Annotated in this window: 18 protein-coding genes, 1 tRNA gene, 1 other RNA gene and 1 pseudogene; 17 read left to right on the top strand and 4 right to left on the bottom strand. The window is 71.1% G+C overall.

The features are described 5' to 3' along the window. Window positions 1–204: 204 nt before the first annotated feature. From ACZ7RU_RS09160 to ACZ7RU_RS09150, 3 genes are all read left to right on the top strand, one after another. Window positions 205–1449: a hypothetical protein gene (locus ACZ7RU_RS09160; RefSeq protein WP_470340211.1), complete on the top strand. Its 1245-nt coding sequence runs from the start codon at window positions 205–207 to the stop codon at window positions 1447–1449. Then, window positions 1449–2777 carry a hypothetical protein gene (locus ACZ7RU_RS09155; RefSeq protein WP_470340210.1) on the top strand — a complete coding sequence of 443 codons (1329 nt, stop codon included), beginning with the start codon at window positions 1449–1451 and terminating at the stop codon, window positions 2775–2777. The genes ACZ7RU_RS09160 and ACZ7RU_RS09155 overlap by 1 nt, the downstream gene beginning before the upstream one ends. Window positions 2778–2886: 109 nt before the next feature. Beyond that, the gene (locus ACZ7RU_RS09150; protein ID WP_470340209.1) at window positions 2887–3255 is read left to right on the top strand and encodes a hypothetical protein; all 369 of its coding nucleotides are present in this window, start codon (window positions 2887–2889) and stop codon (window positions 3253–3255) included. An 852-nt stretch (window positions 3256–4107) separates the two neighbouring features. Here ACZ7RU_RS09150 and ACZ7RU_RS09145 read toward each other — a convergent pair. After that, the gene (locus tag ACZ7RU_RS09145) at window positions 4108–4551 is read right to left on the bottom strand and encodes an ImmA/IrrE family metallo-endopeptidase (protein ID WP_470340208.1); all 444 of its coding nucleotides are present in this window, start codon (window positions 4549–4551) and stop codon (window positions 4108–4110) included. A gap of 998 nt (window positions 4552–5549) precedes the next feature. Here ACZ7RU_RS09145 and ACZ7RU_RS09140 point away from each other — a divergent pair. The 3 genes and pseudogenes from ACZ7RU_RS09140 (at window position 5550) to ACZ7RU_RS09130 (ending at window position 7690) form a co-directional block, all read left to right on the top strand. Beyond that, window positions 5550–6741: pseudogene (locus ACZ7RU_RS09140) on the top strand (PP2C family protein-serine/threonine phosphatase). Window positions 6742–6897: 156 nt separating this feature from the next. Further along, on the top strand, window positions 6898–7389 hold the full coding sequence (locus tag ACZ7RU_RS09135; RefSeq protein ID WP_470340207.1) for a DUF5994 family protein: 492 nt from the start codon (window positions 6898–6900) through the stop codon (window positions 7387–7389). Between the two features lie 55 nt (window positions 7390–7444). Next, complete coding sequence (locus tag ACZ7RU_RS09130) at window positions 7445–7690, top strand: hypothetical protein (protein WP_470340206.1); 246 nt, start codon at window positions 7445–7447, stop codon at window positions 7688–7690. A gap of 86 nt (window positions 7691–7776) precedes the next feature. Here the strand turns inward: ACZ7RU_RS09130 and ACZ7RU_RS09125 are convergent, their stop codons facing one another. Beyond that, window positions 7777–8370: a DUF5994 family protein gene (locus ACZ7RU_RS09125; protein ID WP_470340205.1), complete on the bottom strand. Its 594-nt coding sequence runs from the start codon at window positions 8368–8370 to the stop codon at window positions 7777–7779. Window positions 8371–8486: 116 nt separating this feature from the next. Continuing rightward, the gene (locus ACZ7RU_RS09120; RefSeq protein ID WP_470340236.1) at window positions 8487–8933 is read right to left on the bottom strand and encodes a DUF5994 family protein; all 447 of its coding nucleotides are present in this window, start codon (window positions 8931–8933) and stop codon (window positions 8487–8489) included. A 264-nt stretch (window positions 8934–9197) separates the two neighbouring features. On the opposite strand from ACZ7RU_RS09120, the gene ACZ7RU_RS09115 reads away from it, so the two are divergent. Beyond that, the gene (locus ACZ7RU_RS09115; protein WP_470340204.1) at window positions 9198–9623 is read left to right on the top strand and encodes a CBS domain-containing protein; all 426 of its coding nucleotides are present in this window, start codon (window positions 9198–9200) and stop codon (window positions 9621–9623) included. 157 nt (window positions 9624–9780) lie between these two features. Here ACZ7RU_RS09115 and ACZ7RU_RS09110 read toward each other — a convergent pair. Next, window positions 9781–9865 (bottom strand) — tRNA-Ser (locus ACZ7RU_RS09110). A 107-nt stretch (window positions 9866–9972) separates the two neighbouring features. On the opposite strand from ACZ7RU_RS09110, the gene ffs reads away from it, so the two are divergent. The 10 genes from ffs (at window position 9973) to ACZ7RU_RS09060 (ending at window position 20025) form a co-directional block, all read left to right on the top strand. Beyond that, window positions 9973–10069, top strand: an RNA gene (gene ffs, locus ACZ7RU_RS09105) — signal recognition particle sRNA small type. Window positions 10070–10135: 66 nt separating this feature from the next. Further along, entirely contained in the window at window positions 10136–12298 is a 2163-nt protein-coding gene (locus ACZ7RU_RS09100) for a DNA polymerase III subunit gamma and tau (protein WP_470340203.1), read from the top strand. Between the two features lie 159 nt (window positions 12299–12457). Next, window positions 12458–12796: a YbaB/EbfC family nucleoid-associated protein gene (locus tag ACZ7RU_RS09095; protein WP_387753174.1), complete on the top strand. Its 339-nt coding sequence runs from the start codon at window positions 12458–12460 to the stop codon at window positions 12794–12796. Between the two features lie 150 nt (window positions 12797–12946). Next, entirely contained in the window at window positions 12947–13546 is a 600-nt protein-coding gene (gene recR / locus ACZ7RU_RS09090) for a recombination mediator RecR (protein ID WP_148644037.1), read from the top strand. Beyond that, the gene (locus tag ACZ7RU_RS09085) at window positions 13539–14252 is read left to right on the top strand and encodes a DUF5063 domain-containing protein (RefSeq protein ID WP_470340202.1); all 714 of its coding nucleotides are present in this window, start codon (window positions 13539–13541) and stop codon (window positions 14250–14252) included. Before recR ends, ACZ7RU_RS09085 begins: the two co-directional genes overlap by 8 nt. 396 nt (window positions 14253–14648) lie before the next feature. Next, window positions 14649–15929: an aspartate kinase gene (locus ACZ7RU_RS09080; protein WP_401105805.1), complete on the top strand. Its 1281-nt coding sequence runs from the start codon at window positions 14649–14651 to the stop codon at window positions 15927–15929. Window positions 15930–15989: 60 nt separating this feature from the next. Beyond that, complete coding sequence (locus tag ACZ7RU_RS09075; RefSeq protein WP_470340201.1) at window positions 15990–17066, top strand: aspartate-semialdehyde dehydrogenase; 1077 nt, start codon at window positions 15990–15992, stop codon at window positions 17064–17066. Window positions 17067–17356: 290 nt separating this feature from the next. Further along, complete coding sequence (locus ACZ7RU_RS09070) at window positions 17357–17902, top strand: SigE family RNA polymerase sigma factor (protein ID WP_350517356.1); 546 nt, start codon at window positions 17357–17359, stop codon at window positions 17900–17902. After that, on the top strand, window positions 17895–19136 hold the full coding sequence (locus ACZ7RU_RS09065) for a hypothetical protein (RefSeq protein ID WP_470340200.1): 1242 nt from the start codon (window positions 17895–17897) through the stop codon (window positions 19134–19136). Before ACZ7RU_RS09070 ends, ACZ7RU_RS09065 begins: the two co-directional genes overlap by 8 nt. A gap of 109 nt (window positions 19137–19245) precedes the next feature. Then, window positions 19246–20025, top strand: coding sequence for an SURF1 family protein (locus tag ACZ7RU_RS09060; RefSeq protein WP_470340199.1), 780 nt, complete (start codon window positions 19246–19248; stop codon window positions 20023–20025). Window positions 20026–20032 lie beyond the last annotated feature (7 nt).

Here is a 20032-nt window from a genome sequence, read left to right as displayed (position 1 = left end):
TTGGCGTTTTATATGGATGTTGCGGCTCTCATGGCCTATGAGAGCCGCAACATCTTTCTAGTCATTGCCAATATGCCTGCGGCTGTGATCAGTTGACGACGACAACTCGCGGATCTGGCCCAGGGAGGCTTACGTGTGCATGCTCGAGGATCCCGATCGACTGCAGGGCAGTTGCGGTTCGCTCCGCCAGATCGGGGCCGACAGGTGAGCGCCGGCGGCTCCGGCATCCCCCGGCTCCAGGATCTGGCCTACATCGAGGTCGCGGCTCAGGCGGTTGCGGAGGGCCGCACCTTCGACGAGATCCGCTGCGCGCTGGTGGGCCAGGCGGCAAAGATGGCCCGGGACAGCGACACTGACGGCTCATTCGACGAGCGGAAATGGGATCGGCTGCGGGCCGACGGAAAGCGCCACGTGCACAACACGGTCGATGTGCTCAAGGAGCTGATGCGGCTCGGTTGGGTTGAGCGCCACATCCTTCCTTCGACGCCCAACTCGGCTTATGCCCACGCCGACGTGACGTTCAGGCTGACCGAGAACGGCGTCGAGTGGACCGCCCTTGTCGGGCGTGACCGACTGGCGGCCTACAACGTCCTGATCGGAGTGATGCTGGACGCCCATCCGCAATTCGAGGGCTTCCTGCGCCTGGTCGGGGCTCAGCCGGACCGCCTCTCCACCCACTTTACGATCCCGTTGCTCAAATTCGACAACCGTACGCACCACTCCCACCAAGACTTCCTCGGAGACTTCATCGACTATGCGGTGGATGCGGTCACCCAGGGCCATCTCGGCTGGAGTGCCGAACGGGAGGTGGTCGACCACGGAGTGCGCAGGTACGTAGGTAGGGCTGAACAACGTCTGAGCGCTCGAGAGCGGGTCATGAGTCGCAAACTCTTCATCACGACCTGCGAGGAGGCTATGGTGCGGGTGGCGTTCAGTGCCGCTGGCTGCAGCCTCGACTACATCAGCCATGAACTGCTGCGTCGCTGGACCAGGTTCCTCGGGCTGGCCAACTTCAGCTACTACGCGCCCGGGCCGCCCGCCCTTCGCTTCTGGGCGACGTCCGAGGTATCGGGTCGGGGAGCGAACGTGGTCATCCGGCGATCGGTCGGTAAGGAGGCGCGCCAGGCTGCGTTGGAGGCGATGCCGCAGATCTGGCTCCGCCAGCGCGGCGACGCGGCGGGTGACATGTACCTCCCGGTCTGGAGACTCCGCGCGGCGGTCTGCTGGCACCAGCGGATCAGCGATGACGAGTTCGACGCGGCCGTCCTCGGTGCCCTCCGAGGGGACTATCCCGGCCTCGGTTTCCGAGTTCACCTGGACCAGGCCACCCACGGCGCGACGCCGCCCTCCACCAGACCACTGGTGATGTCGGCCCAGGGCGGTATGCCTCGTGTCTTCAATATCATCCGCGTCGATCTGACGTATCAGAACGAGGAGGCCCATACCTGATGACCACACCTGTAACGCTGCCCGGTCCGGTATGGATGAAGAAGCGCTGGAGCCTGCGCAACAACCCGTTCCCGATCACCGGAATCGCACGCCTGGGCGGCTCCGACCTCAGGGAGAACGGCCTGTTGTACGAGCCGGACGTCAACGCCGAGCAACTCCAGGAATCGATCAACAAGTTCGTCCTCGGAGCGGCGTACTCCGGTCTCAAGTTCGGCTACCTATGGTCGACGGGAACCGCGCCCGGGGACTCGGATGCCCGCGGCTTCGGCAAGTCCGTGCTCATGCAGCACCTGACCGGGTTGCTCAACAAGGACTTCGGCAGGACCGCTTACCTCTCGACCGGGCTGGACGATGAGGACGCCGCCGAGATTCCGATCTGCGGCCTGCTAACCAGCTTCGACACTGCGCAGATCCGTTCGCTCGGTGCGGCGCTGTTCACTGCGGTCGAGTACGCTACCGACTTCCGGATCGGTGACGAGCCGACCCTCGCTCAGCGACTACGGCTGGAGCTAATTGCACGGGCCGAGAGCGACGACCCACGGGCGCTCCTCAAGGTAGTGGCCGACGTCCACCGGTCGCTACGGGGGCGAACATTGGGGCCGCCCGACGACAAGCTGATCGTGGCGCTCTGCGACGAGGACCCGAACATCGCCGCGGAATACCTCGATCGGATTAAGCCGGCCTCGCGCACCCGTAACGGTGCGGTTTACCTTGCGACCTTCCTCCTGTTCGCGGCAGCCGCGGGTATGAAGCACGTCCTGCTCTGCTGCGACCAGCTGGAGGACCTGGCAAGCACCACGATGGCCCGGGCGAAGCGAGCTCTGGAGACCGAACGCTTCCGTGACGTGATCGTGGAGACCTTGCCGATGGCGGACATGCTCAGTGTGGTCGTCACCATGCACCCCAGGGCCGCGCTGACCATCGGGACCGCTTGGGAGCTGGCCGACCTTCCGAGCTTCGACACCACGGCGGCGAACCAGCGCAGCACGGTGATCCTGCCCGGCCTGCGAAACGTTGCGGAGGCGGGAAAGCTGCTGACCAGGTACCTCGACGCAGCTGTGAAGCCCGGCTCGGCAAGGACGCCCGGTGACCTCTATCCATTGACTAAGGCGGCGGTCTCGGAGCTGTTCGGCAGGTCCAACCGCAAACCGCGTGACGTGCTCCGCAAGGCGCACGTCGTCCTCGAAGCGGCAGCAGCCGAGAATCTCGATGGCATCGACGTGGCCGACGTATGCCGCTTTCTCGACACCCTTAACTCCGACGTTTCCGATGACCCCGGGGCGGGATTCCCAGCAGGTCCTGTGGCGCTCGACTGGAGCCGTGGATGATGCAGGCCGCGACTTACCGGCACGACCGCCTGGGAGAGGTGCATTGAACGCGGTTGACCCTGGAACGGACGACGAGGACCCCTGTAGCGACTGCGGATCGGAATTGGGAGTGTGGGAGCTCGATCGCTGCGGCTGCCGCGGACCGATCGGACGGAGCCAGGCGGACATCCTGTACGCGGTGGCCTGCTCCGTTTCCGCACCCGTGCATGTGAGGGACTTGGTACGACTGGCCCAGCTAGACCATGGTCGCCGGATCGCGGAGGCATCCGCGAAGGTGGCGGTCGCCGGTGACCGGCGGTTCTGCTGGGCCGGAGCCGGTGTGTACGGCCTCTACCGGCACGGACCGATGCCTGGCCCGAGGACCCTTGAAGATGCCGGCCGGCTGGTACTGGCCGCGGCCGATCGACCGCTGACCGCCGCCGCGCTCGACTACTGCCTCAAAGGATTCGGCTACCGGTACAACGTGGCGTCGCTCTGAAACGCACTGCGGCAGTCGTCCCGGATCGAGAGCCGGTCGGACGGTCAGTGGTGGACCCCGCGAGGGCCGACCGCCGAGCAGCTGCTACTCACCGAGATCCCGGTCGTCCCACGATGCAGGGATATGGACTGGGCACGCCTGCGGGAGCGGCTGGCCAACCGGATAGCGGTGGCCTTGGCCGACCGGGACGAACGCCTTCGGGTCCTGGCCGAGTCCCGTCCTTGCGGCCTGGACTGGGGCGGACAGCTGGCATTCCTGCCGTGACGCCACACCCCGGCGATGCCCGCGCCCGGGAACGGCCAGAACGGCTAGGGCGGAGGCGCCCGGCGGGCGCGGTGCGCCTATCCATCGTGGCCTTGAGCCGGTGGGTAGTAGCGAAGTACTGCGCCAGCCCGAGACAGCTGCGGGACGACGCAGCCCGCCTAGTCCTCGGGCTGCGTCGACGACAGCAGCTCGAACATCTGATTGCAGCCGAACATGCAGGTCAGTGAATCCGTTGCGCCTGGGAATAACGGCAATCGTGCTGCCCAGGCTGGAGATGGGGGCGGCGCCATCCGGACGACTCAGACAGCGTGAAGGGTGAGCGCGCCGCCGTGCTCGGATTTGAATTCGCGAACCTGAAGGCCCATGACCTTGGCCCGCGCCCGGTCTGAGTACCCTTGATCCAAGCAGTGCGTCTCCAGGATATTTCCGAGAATCCCAGGTTGTTCTGGTTCCGGCTCTGCTGGCTCGTTCTGCGGTAACCGTGCTGGGACAGTCGGACTTGGAAGCTGCTGTAGCGTTTCTCGTCGATGCGTTCCAGATGCTTGGCCACCCGCAAGACGGCGGTCATTGCCGCATTGCAGCGCTGCTTCAGCTGGACCATTCGCTGGATGGTGAGGCCGGACAGGTGCGGCCCGATGAGCCGACTTGGCATGAGGAACGGGAGGCGAACACATCCGCTTCCTGTTCCCCGTTGTTGCTCGAGAGTTGGTACATCACCAAGTGGCCCAGTTCGTGAAGCACTGTGAAGCGCTCGCGAGTCGGGGGAATTCCCGTGTTCAGGATGATCACTGGCAGGCTGTTTGGCGGCCTGACGCTGAGACCAGCGATCTTGGGTGGCTCTAGGTCGTGCCGTACTACAACGATCCCGGCTCGTTCTACTCTTCGGATCGCGCCATGAATAGGGCCGTCGGGAACGAGCCAGCTCGCCCGTAGCTTGGTTGCTGCCTCCTCCGGGGGAGTGCTCGTCAGCCTCCAAGACGGGCAGCCGGTAGATCGGCTCGATGTCCACACTCGCCTCAAGGGGACGCCCATGGTTGTCCTCTGGCTCGCCTGTCTCTCCGCCCGCGATCATGCCTTGCTCGGCGATGGCGAGGCGACCCGCGCGGCCATCCCGTGTGCCGAGGACGCCTGTACCGTGGCCCAGCCCGACGACTCGGTGAGGATCCCGCGCTCGGCGAGAGCCAGACCGAGGTCGCCGTCGCCGCCTACCACACCCGCATCATCGATTGCGCTCTCCACTCGGCGGAGTGGGGCAAGGGGCTCGGCACTGAGACCGTCCATCTCCTGTATGAGCTCGGCTTCGACCTCCTCAGCCTGCACCGGATCTGGGCCGCCTGATCACCGTTCAACGAGGTGTCCGTGCCGACGGCTCCTGCGCGCCGGTAGGACCAAGGACGGGCGCATCCGCGACCACGTCTTCGTCCAAGGGGCGCGGCGGGACGCGATCACCTACTCGAACCTGCAACACGGGTGGACTCCGAGCGACGAATTGTGGGCCCTTGGCGCGATGGTGCTCGGTGCCGGGGAGACCGCGGCTTTCGCCCAGCGCCCGCGCCGGGCATGTGAGAGCCAAGGTCGTGAGCTGAATTTGGAGTCACCCTGCTCACTGAATCTGGGCGAGCCGCGGCTGCTGCAAGCAGAGACGACGAAGGCCCGGGCCGCTGAGCCTCCCAGGCCTTCGATCAAGGCGGAGGATACGAGATTCGAACTCTCCCGAACCCCGTTCGCTGGGGTCCATACCCGTTCTGAACTGTGGCGAAGTGTCTGGCTGAGGGCGGTTGAACGGGGCCGTACGGCGGTGAACGAGACCAGAACTGAGACCAGGATCGGCGGTCTCCGCAGCGCATCGGGGTCGTGCCCACAGTCTGCAGGGCCGATTTCTCGGCTGGGGTCGTCCCGTGGGGAGAGGCGCGCCCGGGGGCGGAATGCATCGCCCTCGGGCGGAATGGAAGGACCGGCCCGGTGAACGGCACCGGAGCGCCGGGGTTGATCGCGCCCGTGCCGACCCGTACGGGAACAGGAAGGATCCGATGGTGGGCAGGGACGGCGAGCGGCGCCTGGACTGGGTGGAGGGATTCGGCGAGCACCTGCTGGGCGCGCTGCTCGATCAGGCCCATGAGCTGCAGCCGTGGCGCATCGATCCGTTGGTCGCCGAAGCGGTGACGAGGGCCGGTGGCCGTGCCCCGGCCGCCCTGCTGCAGGACTACGGTCATCTGGTGCCGCTGCCCGGCCGGGGACTGGCTGCCGGTGAGCCGGTGCCGATCGACGGCTCGCCTGCGGGCGCGGCCTTCCTGCGTCGTGTACCCGTCGAGGAACCGCTGGCCGACGGGGTTGCGGGTGTACCTGCCGCTGCTGGACGGTGGCGACGAGGTGGGGTGCTGGCCCTCACGCTGGATGGTGTCGATGACGACGCCCGGCGGCTCCTTCGCCGGTTCGCCTGCTTGGTCGCGGACCTGCTGGTGACCAAGGCCGGCTACACCGACCGGATCTTCCAGGCCAGGCGTCTCCAGTCGATGAGCGTCGCCGCGGAGATCCAGTGGTCGCTGCTACTACCGCTGTCGATGACCGTCCCCCGGGTCGCGGTGGCGGGCAACCTCGAACCCGCCTACCACGTGGCCGGGGACAGCTTCGACTACGCGCTCAACGACGAGGTGTTGTACGTGGCCACGATCGACGCGATGGGCCACGGGCGGACGCCGCGACCATGGCGACCGTGGCCATCGGTGCGTACCGGCACGCCCGGCGCACCGACATCGGACTGGCCGAGATATACGCGTTCATGGACCGGGCCGTCGCCGAGCAGTTCGGGCCGGACCACTTCGTCACCGCGCAGATGATGCGCCTGAACACTGTTACCGGCCACCTGCAGTGGGTCAACGCCGGTCATCCCCAGCCGCTGCTGATCCGCGACTACGTCGTCGTCGAGCGGCTGGAGAGCGCCACCACCCTGCCGGTCGGGTTCGGCGGCGAGCAGCCGGTGATCAGCGAACGGGCGCTGCGGCACGGTGACCGGCCCTGTGCTTCACCGACGGCCTGGTCGAGTAGCGCGAAGCCGGCGGGGAGCACTTCGGGGAGGAACAGCTCATCGACTGGGTCAACCGCGTCGAGCGTTCGCAGGGCGCGGTGCGAGCCGTGGTGCGCGCGCTCTCCCACGTCCTGAAGGAGAAGCGGGGCGGTCGCACGTGCGACGACGCCACCCTGTTCCTGATCGAGTGGTGCTGAGAGGGCCGGTACCCCGCGCAGGCTCTCGTGACCGGCCGGGTCGGCGAGGTGCGGGCGGAGTACCGTGGGGATATCGGGGCGGTCCGGCGGCCGTTCCCCGATGGTCGGCCCTCGCTCCGTGCGGTCGGTCCGCGTCCACGGAACAGGTGGCGAGCCATGTCGGACGAACCCGGCGCCGCGCTCCCGGGACTCCTGCCGGACCGGTTCCGGCAGGCCGCGAAGCCGGGGACGGTGCTGCTGCGCCTGGAGACCACACAGTCGCGCGAGGGTGTGCTCGACGGTGCGTGGTGGCCGCGTTCACGCGATGTCGGCGCCGAACTTCCCGGTCTGGTCAGGGCGTTGGCCGAACGCATCGGCCCCGTGGTGAGCGTCGGCCTGGACACGGATGCCTGGGACGACGTGCCGGCCCGGCTGGTCGTCGACGGCCGGTCGGTGCACATCGACCGGTATCCGGTCGGTGACGACACGGTGATCGTCACGCGGGGTGACCGCGATCACTTCAGCCTGCTCGTCGTACCACCACAGGCGAGCCGGGAGGCGGCCCTGGCCGCGATGGCACGCGCGGTCGAGGCCGGCGGAACCGACTCGGCAGGGCAGATCCTCGTCGCCACCGGCATCGGTCCCGAGCCGTCGGCCGAAGCGTCCTGAGGGACGGCCCCGCAAGCCGGGTTCCTCGGGCAGACAGGAAGGGCGGGACGGAGAGATGTCCGTCTACGTGAAACTCTCGGCCGAGGCCCGGGCGCCGGCGGAGCCGTCGAAGGGGCCGTTGGACATGCAGTACGAGGACGGTGCGGACGGCGTCACCTTCGAGTACGACCTGCACCCGAGCGGTGCGCTGCGCGTCCTGCGCGTCTTCGAGGACACGCCGTACCGGATCGAGGTCTGCTTCGGCCCCGGGGCGTGGCTCCAGGTCGCGGGCAGCTACCTGCGACGCGGCGCCGAGTACTGACGGTACTGAGTACCGAAGGTACCGACGGCGGTCCGCCGGGAGCGAATGAGCGAACGACCGGGAGGTGGCGTCACCGGTGGTCGGCGTCATCCGGCGGTCGGCCCGGGGCCCGTGCCGGAACGCCCGGGCGAAGACGACGGCCCGCCCCACCGGGCGGAGCCCCACGCCGAGACCGATGGGTCGCGTACCGGCCAGACGATTCCCCGCGGTTCCGACACCCTCGCGGACGGCTCCTCGGCGAGCAGCTCGCTCGCGGTCCTGGTGTTCGCGGGATCGGCGGCCTCGGCCATCAGTCGGGCGGCCGCCACGGCTCCCGTCCGCGGCGGGACGACCAGCAGGGTCAGCCGACGGGGAAGGTGTGAGCGGACCGAGATCGTGTGCTGGTCCTGCACGGCGGTGGACCCGTCCGCGTGGACGGTGTGGGCCACGTGGACGGTGCGGCCCGCGATCGAGATCCGTCGGGGGACGGTCGACCACTGGGCGGGGTTCACGGTGATTCCGGCGACCCGGCCCCACCGCTTGTCCAGTTCGGCGGCCAGGACGGGGAGTTCGAAGGGAAGGTCGTGCGATCGGGGCCACCAGGCCCCGTCCAGCCGTCCGGCTCGCGGGCCGTCCGGTGCCAGGGAGAACCGCAGGGCGGGTTCGGGAGCGGCAAGCGTCGCGCCGTCGGTCTCGGTCATGATCAAGGACCTGTCTCCGGACCTGACCAGTGCCAGGTCCGGGATCGCCGTTCGCCGGAGACGAGGCCGGTGTCCGGTGCCGACCTGCGAGGTGCCTTCGGTGGTGTCCGGGCCGCTCAGCCGAGCAGGAGTTCCGCGGCCGGGGTGTGGTTTCCGGTCGCCGAGGCGCCGGCCATGGCCGAGGCGGCCGTCGACGGGGCGGTGCCGGGCGGTACCACCAGGAGGAGGAAGTGGTCCTGGAAGCCGCGGGTGACGCTGATCGTCGCGTCGCTGCCGGTGAACCAGTTGATCCTCGTCGTCACGCCGCTCGCCGTGATGGACCTGGGCACGTCGTCCCAGGCGGAGGTGTCGAGGCCGACCCGGACGATGCGTCCGAAGTGGGCGCCGAGCGCGGTGACCAGGTCCGGCAGTTCGGCGAGGACGTGGTTCGAGCGGGGCCACCAGGCACCGTCGAAGACGCCCTCCCGAGACATCGTCGGCTCGAGTTCCAGACGGGGCAGCAGCGGGGCGCCGGGCACCGTCCACGGCCTGGAAGCGGAAGAGTCGGGGAGAAGGATCGGCATCATGCGAAGCCGCCCGTCCGGTCCGCGAGGGACCCGTCATGACCCAGGGCGACGTCGACGCTGATGCCGGTGTACGGAGTGTCCTCGGTTGTCTCCCAGGCTACTCCGCAGCGGTGCGCCGGGTCCGCCCGGTCCGCTCGCCAGCGGAGTAGGGTCGTGGACATCCAGGGCATCACGCATTCCGGTACCCGTTCCGGCTTCGTCTTGGGTGAAGGAACCCGGCAGCCCCCGGAGGGCGAACCGGAGACGGGAACGGTGAGCGCCGTGACCACCCACTCCCCGCAGTCGGTACGGCCCGGCCACGGCCTCACGGTCGCCGACGCCATGGACCCCTGCGACCACCGGATAGCCGACGACAGCACCGTCGACCAGGCCGACGGCGTCCTCCGCGGCGCCCACCTCGACTACCTGCTGGTCCTCGACCACGACGGCCGGTGCGAGGGGTTGGTCACCCGCACCGGACTCCACCCGTTCCTTAACCGCTCCCGGTACCCCGGACGGACCGCGATCAGCGCCACCGCGCACCAGCGCGGCCCGTTCGCCTGGCCGACCATGGGCCTGGCCCTGGCCGCGATCGCCATGCGGGTCAAGCACCTGGCCATCTGGCCCGTCGTCGACGAGGACGGCTACATTCTCGGCGTCCTCGTGGCGGACCGTGTCACCAGCCTCCTGGCGTGCAAGCCCGCCTGAGCCGCCGCCTCCGTCGGAGCGCTTCGGGTGGTGGCCCCGCCCCTTCGTCGTCACCGCGACGTGTCCCACGTCGACGGCGGCGGTTGTCCGGGCGGATACGACGAAGGCCCCGACCGGAAACCGGTCGGGGCCTTTCGTTTGCCCTGGCGGGCGAAGGCGGAGGATACGAGATTCGAACTCGTGAGGGGTTGCCCCCAACACGCTTTCCAAGCGTGCGCCCTAGGCCTCTAGGCGAATCCTCCGTGGGAGAGCTTAGTACATGTTTCGGGGTGCTCGCGACCACCGATCCCGCAGGCGGGAGGGCGGGGGTGCCTGTGGATCGTCGGGCCGGGGATCCGGTAGTGTGGGGGTCAGCCCCTCGTGTGGCGTCATCTCTCTGAACCCCCCCAGGGCCGGAAGGCAGCAAGGGTAGGAGGGCTCTGGCGGGTGCACGAGGGGTCTTCGCGTTCCCGGGGCCCGGGTGGGAGTGAGGGGCGACGCGTTTGTCGGTCCGTCCCGATATCGTCGGGGGTGTGTCCCTAGCCCTGTACCGCCGCTACCGCCCCGAGACCTTCGCGGAGGTCATCGGGCAGGAGCATGTGACCGCTCCGCTCCAGCAGGCCCTGCGCAACAACAGGGTCAACCACGCGTACCTGTTCAGCGGGCCGCGCGGCTGTGGCAAGACGACGAGCGCGCGCATCCTGGCCCGTTGCCTCAACTGTGAACAGGGGCCGACGCCGACGCCCTGCGGGGAGTGCCAGTCCTGCCGCGACCTCGCGACCGGGGGGCCCGGGTCGATCGACGTGATCGAGATCGACGCCGCCTCGCACGGTGGTGTGGACGACGCGCGCGAGCTGCGCGAGCGGGCGTTCTTCGCGCCGGTGCACAGCCGGTACAAGATCTTCATCCTGGACGAGGCGCACATGGTGACCTCGGCCGGCTTCAACGCGCTGCTCAAGGTGGTGGAGGAGCCGCCGGAGCACCTCAAGTTCATCTTCGCGACCACCGAGCCGGAGAAGGTGATCGGGACGATCCGGTCCCGGACGCACCACTACCCGTTCCGGCTGGTCCCGCCCGGCACGCTGCGCGACTACCTGGCGGAGGTGTGCGGCCGGGAGGGGATCCAGGTCGAGGACTCCGTGTTCCCGCTGGTGGTGCGGGCGGGCGCCGGGTCGGTGCGTGACTCGATGTCGGTCATGGACCAGCTGCTGGCCGGCGCAGGTGAGGGCGGCGTCACGTACCAGATGGCCACCGCGCTGCTCGGGTACACCGACTCCGCGCTGCTGGACGAGGTGGTGGACGCCTTCGCCGCGCACGACGGGGCGACGGTGTTCCAGGCCGTCGACCGGGTGGTCGAGGGCGGGCACGACCCGCGCCGCTTCGTCACGGACCTGCTGGAACGGCTGCGCGACCTGGTGATCCTGGCCACCGTGCCGGACGCGGGGGAGAAGGGGCTGATCGACGCCCCGGCCGACCGGGTCGCGGTGATGCAGGCGCAGGCGGACGCGTTCGGCGCGGCCGAGCTGAGCCGGGCCGCCGACATCGTCAACACCGGGCTGACCGAGATGCGCGGCAACGCGGCGCCCCGGCTTCAGCTGGAGCTGATCTGCGCCCGGGTGATGCTGCCGGGCGCGTACAGCGACGAGCTGTCGTTGCAGGCGCGGCTGGACAAGCTGGAGCGGCGGGCGGCCGCGGGCGGGTTCGCCGCGCCGATGGCGGCCCCCGGGGGCCTGCCGACGGCGGCCCCGACGGCCGTCGCCCCGGCTGCGGTGGCCCCGGGCCCGGCCGCGGTGGCCGAAGCGCCGGTCCAGCCCGCTCCCGTGGCGACCGCGCAGCCCGTGCAGGCCGCCCAGCCCGTGCAGGCCCCGCCGCCCGCCACCGCGCCCGCCGGGCCGGCGCCGGGCGCCTGGCCGATCCCGCGCAGCTTCCCGCCCGCCGGTGGTGCCCCCGCCGCGGCTCCCGCGGCGCCCCCCGCGGCGCAGCCGCAGGCGGCCCCGGCCCCGGTCCCGGCTCCGACCCCCGCGCCCACCCCCGCCCCCGCGGCTCCCGGCGGGCAGCCGTCGGCGTCCGCGCAGCAGGGCGCCGCGCAGGTGCGGCAGCTGTGGCCGCAGATCCTGGAGGCGGTGAAGAACCGCCGCCGCTTCACCTGGATCCTGCTCAGCCAGAACGGCCAGGTGGCCGGGTTCGACGGCAGCGTGCTCCAGGTGTCCTTCATCAACGCCGGCGCCCGGGACAGCTTCGTCGGCAGCAACAGCGACGACGTGCTGCGCGCCGCACTGGCCGACGCGCTGGGTGTGGACTGGCGGATCGAGTGCATCGTCGACCCGTCCGGCGGCACCGCCGGCCCGGGTGGTGGCGCTCCGGGCGGTGCCCAGGGCGGCGGGGGCTGGGGAGCCCCGGCGCGTCCGGCGGCCGCCGCGCCGCCGATGCCCGCCTCCGCTCCGGCCCCGGTGCAGGCGCCGCCGGTCCAGGCCGCGCCCGCGCCCGTCCAGGCCCCGCCGGTGCGGCCCGCGCCGGTGCAGGCCCCGCCGCCCGTGGCGGCGCCGGTCGGTCCGGTGCGGTCGGTGGCGCCGGAGGACGACATCCCGGAGGAGGACGACCCGGACCTCAAGGAGGACGTGTTCTCCGGCCAGGAGCTGATCATCCGCGAGCTGGGGGCGACGGTGCTGGAGGAGATCCACCACCAGGGCTCCTGACCCCAGGGCTCCTGACCCGCGCCCCGGTCCCCCGGAACGACGGGCCCTGAGGCGCCCCTGAACCGGGCCCCGATCCGGGGCCCGGAGCGGCGGGCAGCACGTAGGCTCGGCGGTGACGAACGAAGCACGCTCGACAGCCGTGACAGCAAGGAGACAGCCGTGTTCCCCGGTGGTGGCCAGCCCAACATGCAGCAGCTGATGAAGCAGGCGCAGAAGATGCAGCAGGAGTTCGCGAAGGCCCAGCAGGAGCTGGCCGACACGAAGGTGAACGGGACGGCGGGCGGCGGCCTGGTCGAGGCGACGGTGACCGGTGCCGGTGAGCTGGTGGCGCTGACCATCGCCCCGGCGGCCGTGGACCCGGAGGACACCGAGACCCTGGCCGACCTGATCCTGGCGGCCGTCCGGGACGCCAACCAGACCGCGCAGAAGATGCAGGCCGAGCGGATGGGCCCGCTGACCCAGGGCCTGGGCGGCGGCATCCCCGGGCTGCCGTTCTGATGTCGGGCTTCCCCGCGCAGAAGGTCTGAAGTTCAGACGACAGACCCATGTGATTTATGTGGGAGTCGGGCGTCGGGCGCTGTGTCCGACGCCCGATTCGTTGGATGATGGCACCGGAACACCACCGACCATCCGAAGGAAGGCGCGACGTTGTACGAGGGCGTGGTTCAGGACCTGATCGACGAACTGGGCAGGCTGCCCGGCGTCGGGCCCAAGAGCGCCCAGCGGATCGCCTTCCACGTGTTGCAGGCCGACCCGACCGACGTGCGCCGGCTGGCGCACGCCCTGCTGGAGGTCAAGGACAAGGTCCGCTTCTGCGCGGTCTGCGGCAACGTGGCGGAGGCCGAGCAGTGCCGGGTCTGCCTGGACCCGCGCCGCGACCTCGCCGTCATCTGCGTGGTGGAGGAGTCCAAGGACGTCGTCGCCATCGAGCGCACCCGTGAGTTCCGCGGCCGCTACCACGTGCTGGGCGGCGCGATCAGCCCCATCGAGGGCGTCGGCCCGGACGACCTGCGGATCCGCGAGCTGCTGGCGCGCCTCGCGGACGGCACGGTCACCGAGCTGATCCTGGCCACCGACCCCAACCTGGAGGGGGAGGCGACCGCCACCTACCTGGCCCGGCTCTGCAAGCCGATGGGCCTGAAGGTGACCCGTCTGGCGAGCGGCCTGCCCGTCGGCGGGGATCTGGAGTACGCGGACGAGGTCACCCTCGGCCGCGCCTTCGAAGGGAGACGACTGCTCGATGTCTGACCGGACGATCAACCAGCAGCCCCACACCCCCCACCAGCAGTCCCACGGGGTCCCGGGGGCACACGCCTCGCACACCCACGGCCACGGTTCGGAGCCGGACGACTTCGCCGTGCAGATCGCCGACTCGGTGGAGAGCTTCGTGCTCGCCGTCACCGAGGTCGCCAAGGGCGACGAGCCCGGCAGCGCGGTCTCGCTGCTGCTCCTGGAGGTCTCGCAGCTGCTGCTGACCGGCGGCCGGCTGGGCGCGATCGAGGACGTCGTCCCGGAGGACCGGTTCGAGCCGGACGCCGGTCCCGAGCCGGACGGCGAGCAGCTGCGCGAGCGCCTCGCCGAGCTGCTCGCGCCGATCGACGTCTACCACGAGGTCTTCGACCCGTACGGCCCGCCGGAGAAGCCCAACGCCTTCCGGATCTCGGACGACCTGGCCGGCGTGGTCAGCGAGCTCCAGCACGGGCTGACCCACTACCGCGAGGGCCGGGTCAGCGAGGCGCTGTGGTGGTGGCAGTTCTCGTACCTCTCCAACTGGGGCACGACCTGTACGGCGGTGCTGCGGGCCCTGCAGTCGCTGATCGCCCACGTCCGGCTGGACAGCCCGATCGGCGCCGTGCCGGACGGTGCGGACACCGACGACGACGGCCTCACCGACGAGCAGCTGGAGCAGCAGGCGGGCGACCTGATGGCGGCCGAGCTGGGCCTCGGGCGGTAGCGGTAGTTCCGTCGGGCGCGTCGGGAGCACCGGGCGCGTGGCCCGGCCGGCCGCGACACGGCCGCGCGCGGCTCGAGCAGGCAGCCGGCGGGCGGTATTCCGCGACGGCGTCCACGGATTGTGACGAATGCCTCAGCGGCCCGGTCGGAAGAGAAATCCGGTCGGATCACCGTCCCCCGCTCCGCCGATTCTTCGGAGCCGTCCCGGATCCCCCGCAGACCTGACGGCGGAGGGCCCCGCACCGCCGTTCACGTGCTGAAACTACCGTCTCACCATATGGAAAGAGCCGGTCGGAGCACCCCTGCTCGGTAGACTGACGACGACCGCACCCCCCTCTCCCCAGGGGGGTACGGGGGCCCGCAGCCCCCGGAAGAGACTTCGAGTCGAGGAGCGCACGTGGGCCTTGTCGTGCAGAAGTACGGCGGCTCATCCGTTGCGGATGCCGAAGGCATCAAGCGCGTGGCCCGCCGAATCGTTGACGCCAAGAAGGCCGGCCATGAGGTCGTCGTCGTGGTGTCCGCGATGGGCGACACGACGGACGAGCTCATCGAACTCGCGGAGCAGGTGTCACCGCTGCCTGCCGGCCGTGAGTTCGACATGCTGCTGACCGCTGGAGAGCGCATCTCCATGGCGCTGCTGGCCATGGCGATCAAATCGCTGGGGCACGAGGCGCAGTCCTTCACGGGCAGCCAGGCCGGCGTCATCACCGACTCCGTCCACAACAAGGCGCGCATCATCGACGTGACGCCCGGTCGCATCCGCACCGCCCTGGACGAGGGCAACATCGCGATCGTGGCCGGCTTCCAGGGCGTCTCCCAGACCAGCAAGGACATCACCACGCTGGGCCGGGGCGGCTCGGACACCACCGCGGTGGCGCTCGCCGCCGCGCTCAAGGCCGAGGTCTGCGAGATCTACACCGACGTGGACGGCGTGTTCACCGCCGACCCGCGCGTGGTGAAGAAGGCCCGCAAGATCGACTGGATCGCCTACGAGGACATGCTGGAGCTGGCCTCGTCGGGGTCCAAGGTGCTGCTCGACCGGTGTGTCGAGTACGCCCGTCGCTACAACATCCCGATTCACGTACGCTCGTCCTTCTCGGGTCTTCCCGGGACGATCGTCAGCAACGACAACCCGAACCAGCCCGAAGGGGGCGAGATGGAGCAGGCCATCATCTCCGGAGTCGCCCACGACACCTCCGAGGCCAAGGTCACCGTCGTCGGTGTGCCCGACAAGCCGGGCGAGGCGGCGCGCATCTTCCGCGCCATCGCCGACGCCGAGGTCAACATCGACATGGTGGTGCAGAACGTCTCCGCCGCGTCGACCGGCCTGACCGACATCTCCTTCACCCTCCCCAAGACCGAGGGCCAGAAGGCCATCGACGCGCTGGGCCGGGTCAAGGAGGGCATCGGCTTCGAGTCGCTGCGCTACGACGACGCGATCGGCAAGATCTCGCTGGTCGGCGCCGGCATGCGCTCCAACCCGGGCGTCACGGCGACCTTCTTCGAGGCGCTGTCCGCAGCGGGCGTCAACATCGAGCTGATCTCCACCTCGGAGATCCGGATCTCGGTGGTCACCCGCGCCGAGGACGTGCCGGAGGCCGTCCGCGCCGTGCACAGCGCCTTCGGCCTGGACAGCGAGAGCGACGAGGCCGTCGTCTACGGCGGCACCGGGCGATGACCCGGGCGCGGAACGGGGGCACCGGGCGATGACCCGGGCACCGGGCCGGGACACCGGGCGATGACCCGGCGTCCGAACCTCGCCGTCGTCGGCGCCACCGGCGCGGTCGGCGAGGTGCTGCTCGGACTGCTCTCGCTCCGCCAGGACGTCTGGGGCGGGATCCGCCTCGTCGCGTCCCCGCGCCCGGCCGGCCGCAAGGCGGTGGTGCGCGGGGAGACCGTCGAGGTCGTCCCGCTGACCGAGGAGGCCTTCGCCGGGATCGACGTCGCGGTGTTCGCCGTGCCGGACCCGGTCTCCGCCCGGTGGGCGCCGATCGCGGCGGCCAAGGGCGTCGTGGTGATCGACGACTCGGCCGCCTTCCGCACGACCGAGGACGTGCCGCTGGTCGTCCCGGAGGTCAACGCTGCCGCCCTGCGGATCCGCCCGCGCGGCATCGTCGCCAGTCCGGCCGGCACCACCCTCGCGATGATCGCCGCGGTGGGCGCGCTGCACGCCGAGTACGGGCTGGCGCAGCTCGTGGTCGCCTCCTACCAGGCCGCCGACGGCGAGGGCCGGGCCGGCGAGGCGGCGCTGCGGGCCCAGTCCGCGCTGGTGGCGGGCACCGAGGTCGGCCGGCAGACCGGCGACCTGCGCGCCCTGATCGCCGATCAGGGGCCGTTCGCCGCCCCGCTCGCGCTCAACGCGGTGCCCTGGACCGGCGGGCTGCGCGAGGGCGGCTGGTCCGCCGAGGAGATGGGCATCCGCGACGAGTCCCGCAAGGTCCTCGGCCTGCCCGCCCTCAAGGTCTCGGCGACCTGCGTCCACATCCCGGTGGTCCGCACCCACGCGCTGGCCGTCCACGCGCGGTTCGAACGCGAGGTCACCCAGGAGCACGCGCAGGACATCCTGCGGGACGCGCCGGGCGTGGTCCTCTACGACGACCCGGCGGCGGGCGAGTTCCCGACGCCGAACGACGTGGTCGGGACGGATCCGGTCTGGGTCGGGCGGGTCCGGCGGGCGCTGGACGAGCCGGAGGCGCTGGACCTCTTCCTGTGCGGGGACAACCTGCGCAAGGGGGCGGCGCTCAACCTGGTGCAGCTGGCCGAACTGGTGGCGGCGGAGCTGACGGCGGGTCGGCCGGCGGAGCCGGAGGACTAGCGTTCCGGGGCCCCGCACGTCCCGATGTGCCCGCTTGTGTCCACAGCTGTGTCCATACCTGTGTCCGCTCCTCGACACAATCTGTCCGGAATCCCGTGGGAATCCCCTGGAGGCCTCTTCCGCCGATGCGGAAGAATGGGCCCGGGGCCGGGCAACCATGACAGGGGATCGAGTGTCCAACGTGCGTGGCGAACGTGATGGTGGGGGCAAGGGCGGGCATCCCGGCGAGATCCGCGGTGTCCTTCCCGTCGCGCGCCCCGTGGCCTGCGAGTAGGCCGGAAGAAGACCAGATGACGGCGGCCGCACCCGGTGCGGCGGACTCCGGCGCCGGTACCGACGCGGGTACCAGCGAGGACCTGCTCACCGAGACCTACCAGGCTCACTACCGCTCGCTGCTGCGGCTCGCGGCGCTGCTCCTCGACGACCTCTCGACCTGCGAGGACGTCGTCCAGGAGGCGTTCATCCGGGTGCACGCCGCCCGGCGCCGGGTGCGCGAGCCCGAGAAGACCCTGGCGTACCTGCGGCAGACGGTCGTCAACCTGTCCCGCTCCACGCTGCGCCGCCGCATCCTCGGGCTGCGCCTGCTGCCGAAGCCCATGCCTGACATGGCCAGTGCAGAAGAAGGTGCCTACGATGCCCTGGAGCGCGACCAGTTGAAGGCCGCGCTGCGTGGTCTGCAACGCCGTCAGCGGGAGGTTCTGGTGCTGCGTTACTTCGTGGACATGACGGAGGCGCAGGTCGCCGAGACCCTGGGCATCTCACTCGGCTCGGTGAAGGCCTACGGCTCGCGCGGACTCGCCGCCCTCCGGGTCCAGATGGAGGCCGGACATGGCTGAGGCGGACGGCGGCCGACGGCGACCGGAGGACGGGCTTCCGAGTGCGAAGGTGCCCGGTGCGCCCGGGCCCGGGGAGCATGGTGCGGGCGGCCCCGCCGGCGAGGTCCCGGAGCTCCTGGACCTGTCCACCGAGGAACGGGCACTGCGCGAGCTGTTGCACGGCGCCGTCTCCGGCATCCAGCCCGCGGCCGGCGGGCTGCCGCGGATCCGGCGGGCCGTACCCCGCCGCCGGGCCGCCCGGCGCGGCGCCTGGACCGGAGCGGCCGCGCTCGCCTTCGTCGTCGCGATCGGCCTGCCCGTCCTGCACGAGGAGGAGCACCTCGGGCTCTCCGGCGGCCCCGGCTCGGCGGACACCAGGAGCCCGGCCGCCGCCTCCCCCAGCGGCACCGCCGGTACCGTCGGCGGCACCGGTACGGCCTCGCACGCCGACCCGAGCGGCACCGGCGGCGTCACCTCGCCACCCGGTACGGCCTCGGCCCCGCACACCCCCGGCGGCGGGCTGACCCACACCGACGTCGGTGCCGCGCCCACCGGGACCTCCGGCGCCGGCGACGGCGGCCTCGTCCTGCTCTGCACCCGCGCGGACCTCGGCGAGGGCGCCGCGCAGGTCGGCCCGGCCGACGGCGCCGGGCGGATCCACGGCTCGTTCACCGTCTACAACGTCTCCGCCCACAGCTGCCGGCTCGGCGGGCCGGGCTCGGTGGCGGTCACCGCCGTCAGCGGCGGGGACCGCGGCCGCGTCCGCACCGCCGACCACACCCCGGGCGACCCGGCGGACGGCCTGCCCGCGATGGACGGGGAGCCGCCGGTGCTCGCGCCGCGGGCCGGGTACCAGGTGCCGTTCGCCTGGATCCCCGACCAGACCTGTACCGGTTCCGGCACGCTGACCACCCCGTCGAACGGCGTCAACCAGGTGGCCCTGCGGTCGGACGTCCCCGCCGTCCAGTCCGGCGCCCCGGCCTCCGCGCCCACCGACGCGCCCAGCGCCAACCCGCCGGCCTCCTCGTCCCCGTCGGCCGGCCCCACCACGGCCCCCAGCCCGACTGCCACCCCGAGCGGCAACCCGACCACCGCGCCCGCCGCCGTGACCATCGCCCACACCCCGGCCCCCGGCAGCCCGGCGGCCGCCACCGCGACCCTGCCGGTGTCGTGCGGCGGCACCGTCTACCGCGGCGGCGTCCAGGGCCTGGGCGGCCCGGCGCCGCAGCCGTCGGGCTCGTCGACGGCCGGGTGACCGCGGGCGGCGACGCGCGACCCCAGCGGTAGGCCGAGGCGGGTCGTCGGCCGCCGTCTCCGGGGGCCCGGGGGGCCGGGCGGGTGTGAGGAGTGGTTACCGTGGGGGTGTGTACCGGTTCCTCCTGACTCCGCGCTGGCTCGGCGGCACCGCTGTGGCCGTGGCGGCCGTGGCGGTGTGCCTGTGGTTGGGCTCCTGGCAGCTCGGCCGGTTCGAGGACCGGGTGTCCACGCACCAGGAGGCCAAACAGGCGGTCACCGCTTCGGGTGACGCCCGGCCGATCGACGCGCTGCTCAACCAGGCGACCCCGCAGGTCAGCACGGAGACCGTCGGCAAGACCGTCACGGTGACCGGCAGCTACGACACCGAGCACCAACTGCTCGTCCCCAACCGGGTGGTGGACGGCAAGCAGGGCTACTACCTGCTCACCCCGCTGCGCACCGCCGACGGCCACGCCGTCGCCGTGGTGCGCGGCTGGGCGGCCGGGGACCCGGCCGTCGCCGGGCCGCCGCCGGGCGGTCAGGTGACGGTGACCGGGCGCCTACAGGCCAACGAGTCCGTGGGCAGCAACGGCGCGGTGGCGGGCGGTCTGCCCGCCGGGCAGCTCGGCATGATCAACCGGGCGTCGCTGCTGAACGTGCTGGAGTACGACGGCTGGTACGACGGCTGGGTGGCCGCCGACGACGCGCCCGCCGGACTGGCCCCCGTACCGACCGTGCAGCCGCAGGGCGGGGACGGGCTCACCCTGCGCGCGTTCCAGAACCTGGGCTACACCCTGGAGTGGTTCGTCTTCGGCGGGTTCGTGGTCTTCATGTGGTACCGCCTGGTGCGCCGCGAGGCGGAGGCGGAGCAGGACCGGGCCCTCGGGCTGGACCCGGTCCTGGACTGACGCTGCC

The sequence above is a fragment of the Kitasatospora sp. NPDC114501 genome (genome assembly GCF_055633695.1).
The sequence above is the reverse complement of the archived record's forward strand: the minus strand, read 5'-3'. Positions and strand labels throughout refer to the sequence as shown.